Genomic DNA, 11,121 nt, shown 5'->3' with positions numbered 1-11,121 from the left:
ATGGCCAATGCCTACCGCGAGCTGTTCTCGGCGCCCGGGTCGGTGGCGTTCTCCGCCGCCGGTTTCCTCGCCCGGCTGCCGATCTCCATGACCGGGATCGGCCTCATCACGATGCTGTCCCAGCTGCGCGGGCAGTACGCCCTCGCCGGTGCCGTCTCGGCGGTCTTCACGTTTTCCATGGCCCTGTTCGGGCCGCAGGTCTCGCGCCTGGTGGACCGGCACGGGCAGGGCCGAGTGTTGGTGCCCGCCATGGGAATCAGCGTGCTGGCCATGGGAGCGCTGCTGCTGTGCACCCGCTACGACGCGCCGGTGTGGACGCTGTTCGTCTTCGCGATCCCGGCGGGGTGCATGCCGAATATGGCGGCGATGGTGCGGGCGCGGTGGTCGCAGCTCTACCGCGACTCGCCGCGGCTGCACACGGCCTTTTCGCTGGAATCGGTCGTCGACGAGCTGACCTTCGTGGTCGGTCCGGCCCTGTCGGTGACGGTGTGCACCCTGGTCTTCCCGGAGGCCGGACCGTTGATCGCGACCGTGCTGCTGGCGGTGGGCGTGGCGCTGTTCGTCGCCCAGCGCGGCACCGAGCCGCCGGTGCACGCCCCGACCGGCGACGGCGGCGGGTCGGCGCTGCGATCCGGCCCGCTGGTATTCCTGGTCCTGGTGCTCGTCGCCGGGGGCACCATCGTCGGAACCGTCGACGTGGTCAGCGTCAATTTCGCCGAGCACCAAGGGAATACGGCCGCGGCCGGGATCGTGGTGTCGATCTACGCGGTGGGCTCGGCGCTGGCCGGGCTGGCCTTCGGCGCCCTGAAACCGAAGACCCCGCTGCCGCGCCTGCTGCTGCTGTTCGTGACGGGCACCGCCGCGACCACGGTGCCGCTGCTGGTCGTCGGCACCATCGCGGGCCTGTCGGCGACGGTGTTCGTCGCCGGAGTGTTCTTCGCCCCCGGCATGATCGTCATTATGAGCCTGGTCGAGCGGATCGTGCCCTCCGACAAGCTCACCGAGGGGATGACGTGGGCCCTGACCGGGCTCAGCATGGGCGTGGCCCTCGGGGCGAGCGTCTCGGGCAAGGCGGTGGACACCTTCGGTCCCCGGGGCGGTTTCGCCGTCGCCGTCGCCGCCGGTGCCGTCGCGCTGCTCGTCGCTCTGCTGGGCTACCGTCCGCTGACCACCTACGACACCGATCGGGCGCTTCCGCAGCAGGACACCGTGATTCACCGATAGCGGCTTACCGCATATCAGCAACCCTGACATATGTCAGCATTGCTGATATGTCCGAGTTCGACGATCTGCCCCTGGGGTACCTGCTGTATCGGGCGACCACCGCCCTGCACCCGAGGGTGAATGCGCGGTTGCGGCCGTTGGGGCTGACGGTGCCCGCGTTCGTGTGCATGAAGCTGCTGGCCGTGCGGCCGGGGTTGTCCAATGCGGAACTCGCTCGGACGGTGAATGTTTCGCCGCAGACGATGAATACCGTGCTGCGGGGATTGCAGGAGCGGGGGGCGGTGGTCCGGCCCGCGACGGTGGCATCGGGGCGGGCGCTGCCCGCGCAGCTGACCGCCGAGGGCCGGAAACTGATGCGGCGGGCGCAGGCCGCGGTGCAGGCCGCCGACGAGGAGGTGCTGGCCGCGCTCACCCCGGCCCGGCGCCGAGAGCTCAAGCGGCTGCTCGGCGCGATCGGGGAGGCGGAGATCGTCGATCAGCCCAGGTGAGCCGACAGTAGCCAGGCGGGCACCGAGGTGTAGCCGGACGGCTCCTTGCGCATGCCCTGGAACCGGAATCCCGGGGCATCGGGCAGCTCGGTCGGCAGGTTGCCGTGGATGCGGGCCGGGGCGATGGAGTCCACCACCCAGTACTTCGAAACGACCTGCCGCAGTTCGTCTTCGGTGACCGGGTTGGGGCCGGGTCCGGGAGTCTCCGGCAGCGCCGCGCGGTCGAAGACCAGCGCGAAATAGGACGCGCCGGGCGCGGCCGCGCGGACGATGGACTGCTGGTAGCCCTCGCGCAGCTCCACCGGGATGGAATGGAACAGCGTGCTGTCGACGATGGTGCCGAAGCGGCCGTCGTAGCCGGTGAACGCGGAGATGTCGGCGACCTCGAACGAGGCGTTGGTGAGACCGCGGCGGGCGGCCTCGGCGCGGGCCAGTTCGATGGCGGTGGGCGCGCTGTCCAGGCCGACCGTGGTGTGCCCGCGCTCGGCCAGGTACAGCGAGATGGCCGCCTCGCCACAGCCGACATCGAGGATGTCGCCGTGGAACTTGCCCTGCTCGATCAGGGCCGCCAGCTCCGGCTGCGGCTCACCGATACTCCACGGCGCCTTGCCCGGCCCGGTCGGGCCCTCGCCGCGATACACATTCTCGAACGTGAACTCACTTGGTGTGGTCATGTCCTCCTGGATATCAGCCATGCTGATATGTGTCAACGATCCTGATATAGCTCCCGGATAGCATTGCGCTGCCGCATATTTCGTGCACAGACGGGGCGGTGTCACCGGGTGGTGTCCGGGCCGATGGTGACGACGGGAATCGCGGTGCCGACCGGGTTCCCGTTGCTGGTGGTGGTGAAGGAGACGGTGCCCGAGCACCCGGGAATGGTGTAGGCGCCGTTGATGTTCCGCAACTGGCTGCGGACATCGCCCGGGGTGGGCAGCAGCGTGCCGGGGGAGGCCATGCGGGCGGCGCGGGTGGCGGTGAGCACGGCGTCGTGGGTCAGGCAGGTGTAGGCGTCGACCAGGTCGGGCGGATACCCGGCCTGCGCGACCGCGGTCAGATAGTCGCGGTATCCCGGCGGCGGATTGCCCTCGCCGCGCGGCCAGGTGTGCGGGTCGGTGACCCCGGCGTAGACGACGGACATGTCCGCCTGCCGCAGGCGCTGGGTCTCGGTGCGGTCGATGGCGGTCAGCGCGGTCACCCCGGTCATGATCGTCAGCGGCCGGTCGCGGCAGGCGCGCCGGGACAGCGAATCGATGAACGGCGGCAGATCGGTGATGCGCCCCGCGAACAGGACCGTGCGCGCCCCGGCCTGGCACACATTGATGGTGACGGTGTCGAACATGTCGGGCCGGTCGTCGCTCGGGATGCTCTTGCCCACGAACCCCTGGTCGGGCAGGTCGCCGATCCACCGGGCGAGCTGGGCGTGGAAATCGTCGCGCAGCGAGGCGGCGTAGATGTCGCCGCGATTCTCCGCGTTCTGATCCCACACGACGATCGCGGGCCCCAACTTGGGCCGGTCGGTGAGGAATCCGGCCAGCGCGGACACGAACGCGCCGGTGGACGGCGTCACCCGCAGCATGCCGGGCACGTGCTCGTAGTCCAGATCGTCCGCGGTGGTGATGGTGCCGATGATCGGAATCCCGGCCCGGCTCAACGCCTGCACCGCGTCCCGCGTCCCGGCCACGCTGGTGCCCAGCGCGACCACACCGATCAGATGCCGGTGCGGGTCCGCGGCGATCGCGGTCAACTCCCGCACCGGAGTCCGCCAAAGATCCTGATGGGACCCCTGATTGGCGAGCAACAGCCGCACCCGCGGCCGCGGATCACCCACCAGCGGCCCGGTATTCACCCGCTGCTGCGCCACCGCGGCACCGATCAACATCTGCCGCACCTGATCCCGATCCAGCTGACCGGGCTCGGCGGTCTGCGTCAACGGCCCCATCACCGCCAAGTCGACGTAATCGTCCCCCACCGCCCGATTCTGATCACGAATCCGATCGACCACATCGGAATACGCGGGATCGAACCCATCGAACCCCCCATCCGACACCCCCGTGCACTCACCCGAATCCACCGTCAAACCCGCTGCAACACAGCCATTCTCACCCCGAGAACGAAGCACGAAGACCACCACGGCCACGGCCACCACCGCAACAACCACCGCCGCACCCGCCACCCACCAAACCCGCCGCGCCCGCGAGCGACGCGAACCATCGGGCATCCGGGACGCCGCCGATCCTCCATCGGGATGCGCCGGTGCCCGTCCACCGACCGCAATCCCGCCCGGCGGGAGGGCACTGCCACCAGCGGCAGCTTGCTGCGCCGGGAGCGTCGCTCCTACCTCGGCCTGTTGCACAGAAACTGTCGCCTCTGCCGCGGCTTGCTGTGTGGAAGCTGCCATCCCTGCTGCCGCTTGCTGTGCGGGAGGTGCTGTCCCGGCTTCGGCCTGTTGTGTGGGAGCTGTCGCCCCTGTCGCCGCTTGCTGTGTGGAAGGTGTCACCCCGGCCGTGGCTTGTTGTGCGGGAGGGGCTGTTCCGGCTGCGGACTGTTGTGCGGGAGGTGTTGCTCTGGCTGTGGCTTGCTGTGTAGCTGGTGGCCCGGCCGCGGGCCGGGGCGTGCCAGCGGCCTGGTCGCGGGCCTCGCGGGCGTTGTCCCACTGGTGTTTCCAGTCGGCGAGGCGGGACTGTAGGGCCGGGGCGGGCAGGTCCGGGAAGCGGCGGCGTAGGCAGGTGCGGACGATCGGTTCGGTGACCTGCCAGGTGGGCAGGCCGTAGTTGTCGCGGAGGGCGCGGGACAGGGTGCCGGGGACGACCGGCACCCGTTCGGCGAGCTCGCCGTGGCTGAAGCCGCTGGCGGCCACCTCCTCGCGCAGCCGCTGCTTGAAGGCGAGCACCTCCGCGACCGGCGGCACCTCGGCCGCCGGTTGCGGGGTGGTCACTGCGCTCGCCCCCGAATCGGCGTCGGGGCGAGGAGTTTCGCGGCGATCTCGACCGCGGCCAACCCGGCCGCGCTCACCACCGCGACCGCCGTCGCCGGGGCGATCCCGCACCCGGCCAGCGTCACCGTCGCCACCACCACGATCACCAGCACCAGCACCCGCACACCCCATCCCCACACCGGAGACGGCACACACGGACGCTGCGAGAACGATTTCTCGATCACGACCCCCACCTCTTTTCGATTGTCTCCCTGGCCCGGACGAACCGGCTGATACCACGAGGCGACACCCCCGGTGCGGGCTCCGCTCGAAACCGGACCGCCTGCAAGCAGTCCCGCGGAGCCACTCGTGATGGCGGCGCCGAGCCCCAGAGTCGCACCGCCGCCACCGCGGTTCAAGGAAACCCACCGAGTCCGAAAACTTTCGTCGGCCCCCACCGACCCGAAACGCATGTGGCTCAGCTCACGCCCGGCCGTTTCCGATCCCGGCCCGCTTTTCCCGTTTCACACAGGTCGCGGCGTCGGAAACACGGCAAGTCGGACGGAAACGTTTCCGGACCCGCGACAGTACTGGACGCGTCGGCCGAAACCCCCCGACACTGGAATGCGGGCCATCCCGCCCAGTGCCGGACGGGATGCCCGCACGGCCGCCCCCCTCTCCCTGGGCCCGGACGCGCCGTTCACGTCCGGGAGTGGGCCCACCGCTGCAACGGCGGGCTCACTCCCAACCAACCGGCCTGTTCTTGTAGATGGTCATGTCCCGGAAGGAAGTTCGATTTACCTGGCCGCCACGGCCGACCAGCCGTAATACGTCGCGGTCGCGCCCGGGGCCACGGTCGCGGTGGGTTCGCCCGTGCAGTCCTTGGATCCGTACACCAGGAAGGTGCGCCTGCTGCGGTTCTCGAAGCGGATGTCACGCGGGAAACCGCTGGCCCAGCACGAGTCCAGATCGCTCAGCAGGACCGTACCGTCGATGATCACCTCATCCCGGCCGTCGCCGCTCCCCGCCGAACCGGAGGGTAGGGACGAACCGGTGGGGAAGGCCGAGGCGGTGGGAGTGGCGAAGGCCATCGCGGTGACGGCGAGAATGCTTGCGGCAGAACACAATCCAAACTTCAGCATGGAAATACCCTAGAATTCATGATCAACTCCGCCAACACCCCAGAACTGGGGGTGCCGATCCCTATGCGGCCAGTCCCATGCCCTGCGCCAGCAGCGGCCACGAATCGTGCAGCGCCTGTTCCCAATACGGCCAGTAATGCGTTCCCACCGGGGTGAACTGGTAGGTAGCCGGAATGTTCAGCGAATCGAGCCGGGTCTTCAGATTGTGCGTGCAGCCGTCGACGGCCGACTCGATGATCATGCCGAGCGCGAGGTTGACCGCGCCCGTCGGCCCGGGGGCGTCGTTCAGGTACCACTGGACATCGCTCATCACCGGAATGCCGCTGCCCGCCGAGACATAGAGCAGGGTGCCGCGCAGCTTCTCCGCATTGACGACCGGATCGTTCTCCCGCCACAGCGGGCTGTCCGGCGGGCCATACATATTCACGGTGTTCCCACCGGCCCACGCCTCGGTGGCGAGCTTGACGTACTGCTGGCCGATCGGGTCGGAGATCTGCGCGCATCCGCTGTAGGCGGCCACGGACTTCCACAGACCCGGCTTGGCCTCGGCCAGTTGCAGCACCGAGGTGCCGGATGTCGACAGTCCGGCCAGCGCGTTGCGGCCCGTGGAGTGCAGGGTCTCGTCCAGCAGCGGGGGTAGCTCCTCGGTGAGGAAGGTCTTCCACTTGTTCACGCCGAGGACCGGGTCCGGCTGCTGCCAGTCGGTGTAGTAGCTGCCGCGGCCGCCGATCGGCTCGACGACATTGACCTGCTTGTCCGCCAGCCACGGCAGCACGTGGGTCTGGTCCTGCCAGCTCGCGGTGCCCTCGCCGCCGTCCAGGCCGTTGAGCAGGTACAGGTTCGGCGCGGGGGCGGATTCGTCGACGGGACGCTGCACATCGACCGGGATCTCCCGATCCATCGCCGCCGAGTACACCTTCAGATGCCAGGTGCGCCCCTGCTTGTCGACCGAGGTGACCGCCGGGGGCTTCGCCGGGTCCGCGGAGGCGGTGCCGCCGAGCAACGTCACCGACAGCGTGGCGCTGAGCGCTACGGCGAGCGCGGACAGCGTCCGCCGCCGAATCCGGCAATTCATCCAAAACTCCCTTACTGGCTGTGCTTGCATCGGTCTCGGGCCGATGCACCCTCGACGCTATGTCTTTGCTCGGGGTGAAATTGTTACTGCCCGGTTGTCTTTCCGTAGGACGCGCATTGGGGCCGAGCGCGGCCGGAAGCGGGGATACATTGAGCAGCGGTGGGGTCGAATCGAGCAATCGTCGAGCAGGGAGGTGCTCATGACCGAGGAAGCGACCGGGTGGGGTGGGGGACTGTGGGCGGCCGCCGATCTGGTGACGCCGATGGCGATTCGGGTGGCCGCGACGCTGCGGCTGGCCGACCATATCGGCGCGGGTGTCCGCACCGCCGAGGAACTGGCCGCGACGGTGCACGCCGACCGGGACGCGCTGCGGCGAGTGCTGGACCACCTGGTGACCGCCGGTGTGCTGGTCCGCGCGGCGGACGGCTACGACCTGACGCCCCTGGGCGAGCACCTGCGCGACGACGATCCATCCGGGGTACGCCCCTGGCTGGACCTGGACGGCGCGATCGGCCGTGCCGACCTGTCCTTCATCCACCTGCTGCACACCGTCCGCACCGGCGAGCCCGCCTTCCCGCTCCAGTTCGGCGTCCCGTTCTGGGACGACCTCGCGGCCGACGCCGGGCGCTCGGCATCGTTCGACGCCCTCATGGGCTCCCGGCTGACCGCGGACCTGCCCGCGGTCGCCGCCGCCTACCCCTGGGGCGCACTCGGTCACGTCGTGGACGTCGGCGGTGGCAACGGCGCCCTCCTGATCGCGATCCTGCGCGCCCATCCGGAACTCCGCGGCACGGTCATCGACCTCCCCGCCCCGGCCGCCAACGCCCAAAAGGCTTTCACCGCAGCCGGTCTCGGCGATCGAGCCGATGCCGTGCCGGGGAGCTTCTTCGACCCTCTCCCGGTCGGAGCGGGCGGCTACGTACTCTCCGGCGTGATCCACGACTGGGACGACGAGGACGCCGCCCGCATCCTGCGCCGGTGCGCCGACGCGGTCGCCCGAAGGGGAGTGGTACTGATCGTCGACCACATCGGCGATCGCGAACAGAGCCTCGACACCGAGGGCGACCTCCGGATGCTCTGCTACGTCCGAGGCCGGGAGCGGACCTTGCCCCAACTCGGTGAACTGGCGAAATCGGTTGGGCTACGGGTGAATGTGGTGATGTCGGCGGGCTCGCGTTCCATTGTCGAGTTGGCATCGTCGCGCTGAACGTTGGGCGACGGACCCCCTATGTCTGGATCGGTCCCTTGCCCAATGCCCTGGTAGGCCAACGGATTATACCCCTATTCGGTCGCGAATTCCCCTGTCGTCGTGCGGGTTCGGGCATCGGTCGATACCGACCGGACGCATCATGACTGTGTCCGATTCGGCGACGGGAGCGGGACATGAGGGGTCTACGAGCGCGTCTGGCGGGAATTGTGCTGGGGCTGGTATTAGGCGGTGCGGCACTGGTTCCGGCCGCCGCGGCCCCGGGGGACACGACCACGTGTGCGACCAAACCCAGGCCGAGTGGGCAAGTGCTGCAAGGGTATTGGGAGAACTGGGACGGCGCGGTCAATGGCGTTCATCCGGGGATGGGGTGGATTCCGATCACCGATGCCCGCATTGCCGCGAACGGATACAACGTCATCAATGCGGCGTTCCCGGTCATCCAGTCCGACGGCACCGCGCTGTGGCAGGACGGGATGGACGCGACCGTGAAGGTCGCGACCCCGGCGGAGATGTGCCAGGCCAAGGCGGCGGGGGCCACCATCCTCCTGTCCATCGGCGGCGCGGCGGCCGGGATCGATCTCAGCAACACCGCGGTGGCCGACCGGTTCGTGGCGACCATCGTGCCGATCCTGCAGCAGTACAACTTCGATGGCATCGATATCGATCTGGAGACCGGGCTCACCGGCAGCGGTGACATCAATACGCTGTCGGCCTCGCAGTCCAATCTCGAGCGGATCATCGACGGCGTTCTCGCGCGGATGCCCGCCGGTTTCGGCCTGACCATGGCGCCGGAGACCGCGTACGTCACCGGCGGCAGCGTCACCTACGGGTCGATCTGGGGCGCCTATCTGCCGATCATCAAGAAGTACGCGGACAACGGGCAGCTCTGGTGGCTCAACATGCAGTACTACAACGGCAGCATGTACGGCTGCGCGGGCGACTCCTACGAGGCCGGAACGGTTCAGGGGTTCACGGTCCAAACAGATTGCCTGGCAAAGGGTTTGACCGTGGGCGGCACCACGATCACCGTTCCCTACGACAAGCAGGTCCCCGGCCTTCCGGCCCAGCCCGGCGCGGGCGGCGGCTACATGTCCCCGGATCTGGTCGCGCAGGCGTGGAACAACTACGGCAGCGGCTCCGCGAACTCCCTGAAGGGCCTGATGACCTGGTCCATCAACTGGGACGGCTCCCGCGGCTGGAGCTTCGGCGACAATGTGAAATCGCTTCAGGGGCGCTGACATCCGGCTCGCGGACGCCATCGGAAACAGGTTGATGAGTGGAAACTAGATGGCGTACGGTAGAGCTCGTGAACGATGTACCGACGCCACAGGATGCGCTGGATATTGCCTCGGCCGCGACCAGACAGGCGCGCACCGCGCCCGCCATGCCGCGCTGGGTTCCGCCCGTGGGAGGGTTGCTGGCCGGTGGCGGAGTCTTCATGGTCAACTTGGCGCTGCATTCCGGCGGTGACCGTAATCCGTATCTCCTGGCTGCCGGAGCCGCTGCGATAGTCGGGTTTTACGTCATCACGAGGCTGCTGTACCGGCAATGGCTGAACGGTGGTGTCATGCCTCGATCGGCGACCGAGGAACCCGTGCAGCCGTGGAAGCAGTGGGCCATGTACTGGCTACCGATGTTCTTCATCTGTTTCGTGGGCCAATTGATGACGGGATGGCTGGTCATTCCCTTCGGCCTGATCGTGGGCGGCTGGATGTGGTTTCAGCTGGCGCGGCGGCGGATGCCATGGCTGCGCTGAGCGAACTGCTCGCCTCGCTGCCGCGCCTGAAACTGGTTGCGTTCCTGGACGGTTGCCTCGAGGCCGAATTCGGGACCATCACCGAGCTGTGCGAACTGAACAAATCCACCCTGTCCAAGGCGATGACCGTGCTCGAGGAGGCCGGATACATCACGATCTACAAGGGGCACGTCGGTCGTCGGCCGAAAACCTGGCTCGGACTGACCGACAGCGGCCGAAGGGCCTACCGCGAACACCTGGACGCGCTCACCGCTCTGGCGCGGAAGGCGCGGGAGAACGGGACGCAATCGCACCCGCGCGACTGAACTCGATCGTGTCGCCGTGCCCGGAGGCCTACACTCTGGGCAACTCACGGGAGGAACGCATGATCGCATCGGACGTAACCTTCGACGGCACTTGGCCTTTCCCCGCCTTGTACACCGAGGCGGCCGGATTCCGGCAGCACTATATCGATGTCGGCCCGCGCGGCGGCGAGCCGATCGTGCTGCTGCACGGCGAACCGACCTGGGGATACCTGTGGCGGCACCTGATCGAGCCGCTGTCGCGGACCCATCGCGTGGTGGTGCCCGACCACATGGGCTTCGGCAAGAGCGAGACGCCCGCCGACCGCGGCTATCTGGCCGCCGAGCACGTCGACAATCTCGAGGCCCTGCTGGTCGGCGAGCTCGACCTCACCGGCATCACCCTGGTCATGCACGACTGGGGCGGCCCGATCGGCACCGGATTCGCGCTGCGCCACCCCGACCGCACGGCTCGCCTCTTCGCCACCAACACCGTTGTGCCCCTACCGGTTCCCGGATACGGCGAACTCATGCTCGCCAATATGAAGGAGAGCTACTGGTTCGGGTGGGCCGCCGCCGCGCAGGCCGACGGCACCCTGGAGGAGGTCCTCGGCAATGCGGGCGCCAGCATCTGCCACCTCATGCTCGCCCTGCAAACCATCACCCACCCCGAAATCATCAACCACACCTGGATGCACGCCTACGCCGACCATTTCCGCACCCGAGCCGACTGCCGAGGCGTAATCCGCTTCCCCCAACAACTGGTAGCCCCCGACCCCAACGACCCCGTCCCCCCACCCCCCGACCCCGAAGCCATAGCCACCCTCCGCGCCAAACCCGCAATCCTGGTGGAAGGCATGCACGACACCGCCCTCCTACCCCGCTACATAATCCCCGCCTTCCGCCTGATCTACCCGGAAGCACCCGTTATTGAGCTTCCCGACGCGGGGCATTTCACGCCGGAAGATGCGCCCGCCGAACTACTCGCCACCCTCCAACTCTTCCTACACACCACCTGAGGTCTCGAG

12 protein-coding genes are annotated in these 11,121 nt (G+C 68.3%); 7 read left to right on the top strand and 5 right to left on the bottom strand.

Annotated elements, in window-relative coordinates:
* Nucleotides 1-1,224, top strand: coding sequence for an MFS transporter (locus HPY32_RS39635; RefSeq protein WP_067587683.1), 1,224 nt, complete (start codon nt 1-3; stop codon nt 1,222-1,224).
* A gap of 47 nt (nt 1,225-1,271) precedes the next feature.
* Nucleotides 1,272-1,712 carry a MarR family winged helix-turn-helix transcriptional regulator gene (locus HPY32_RS39630; protein ID WP_067587687.1) on the top strand — a complete coding sequence of 147 codons (441 nt, stop codon included), beginning with the start codon at nt 1,272-1,274 and terminating at the stop codon, nt 1,710-1,712.
* On the opposite strand, the gene HPY32_RS39625 is transcribed toward HPY32_RS39630, so the two are convergent.
* The 5 genes from HPY32_RS39625 to HPY32_RS39605 all read right to left on the bottom strand — a co-directional run bounded on the left by HPY32_RS39625 (nt 1,700) and on the right by HPY32_RS39605 (nt 6,846).
* Nucleotides 1,700-2,386 carry a class I SAM-dependent methyltransferase gene (locus tag HPY32_RS39625; protein ID WP_067595749.1) on the bottom strand — a complete coding sequence of 229 codons (687 nt, stop codon included), beginning with the start codon at nt 2,384-2,386 and terminating at the stop codon, nt 1,700-1,702. The genes HPY32_RS39630 and HPY32_RS39625 overlap by 13 nt on opposite strands.
* A gap of 101 nt (nt 2,387-2,487) precedes the next feature.
* A complete protein-coding gene (locus HPY32_RS39620; RefSeq protein WP_156674429.1) occupies nt 2,488-4,650 on the bottom strand; it encodes a hypothetical protein in 2,163 nt (720 codons plus the stop codon).
* A complete protein-coding gene (locus HPY32_RS39615) occupies nt 4,647-4,874 on the bottom strand; it encodes a hypothetical protein (RefSeq protein WP_156674430.1) in 228 nt (75 codons plus the stop codon). Before HPY32_RS39615 ends, HPY32_RS39620 begins: the two co-directional genes overlap by 4 nt.
* Before the next feature lie 552 nt (nt 4,875-5,426).
* Nucleotides 5,427-5,771, bottom strand: a complete 345-nt coding sequence (locus HPY32_RS39610; RefSeq protein WP_156674431.1) for a hypothetical protein — start codon at nt 5,769-5,771, stop codon at nt 5,427-5,429.
* Nucleotides 5,772-5,832: 61 nt separating this feature from the next.
* The gene (locus tag HPY32_RS39605; RefSeq protein ID WP_171983275.1) at nt 5,833-6,846 is read right to left on the bottom strand and encodes an alpha/beta hydrolase; all 1,014 of its coding nucleotides are present in this window, start codon (nt 6,844-6,846) and stop codon (nt 5,833-5,835) included.
* A gap of 199 nt (nt 6,847-7,045) precedes the next feature.
* Between HPY32_RS39605 and HPY32_RS39600 the strand changes: the two genes are divergently transcribed.
* The 5 genes from HPY32_RS39600 to HPY32_RS39580 all read left to right on the top strand — a co-directional run bounded on the left by HPY32_RS39600 (nt 7,046) and on the right by HPY32_RS39580 (nt 11,112).
* Nucleotides 7,046-8,053 carry a methyltransferase gene (locus tag HPY32_RS39600; RefSeq protein WP_067587699.1) on the top strand — a complete coding sequence of 336 codons (1,008 nt, stop codon included), beginning with the start codon at nt 7,046-7,048 and terminating at the stop codon, nt 8,051-8,053.
* Between the two features lie 308 nt (nt 8,054-8,361).
* Nucleotides 8,362-9,294, top strand: coding sequence for a chitinase (locus HPY32_RS39595; protein ID WP_231951625.1), 933 nt, complete (start codon nt 8,362-8,364; stop codon nt 9,292-9,294).
* Between the two features lie 68 nt (nt 9,295-9,362).
* Nucleotides 9,363-9,812, top strand: a complete 450-nt coding sequence (locus tag HPY32_RS39590; protein WP_067587705.1) for a hypothetical protein — start codon at nt 9,363-9,365, stop codon at nt 9,810-9,812.
* Entirely contained in the window at nt 9,800-10,117 is a 318-nt protein-coding gene (locus HPY32_RS39585; protein WP_067587708.1) for a transcriptional regulator, read from the top strand. The genes HPY32_RS39590 and HPY32_RS39585 overlap by 13 nt, the downstream gene beginning before the upstream one ends.
* A 59-nt stretch (nt 10,118-10,176) precedes the next feature.
* Entirely contained in the window at nt 10,177-11,112 is a 936-nt protein-coding gene (locus HPY32_RS39580; protein WP_171983274.1) for an alpha/beta fold hydrolase, read from the top strand.
* Nucleotides 11,113-11,121: the final 9 nt, after the last annotated feature.

The organism is Nocardia terpenica (assembly GCF_013186535.1).
GTDB lineage: Bacteria > Actinomycetota > Actinomycetes > Mycobacteriales > Mycobacteriaceae > Nocardia > Nocardia terpenica.
The sequence above is the reverse complement of the archived record's forward strand: the minus strand, read 5'-3'. Positions and strand labels throughout refer to the sequence as shown.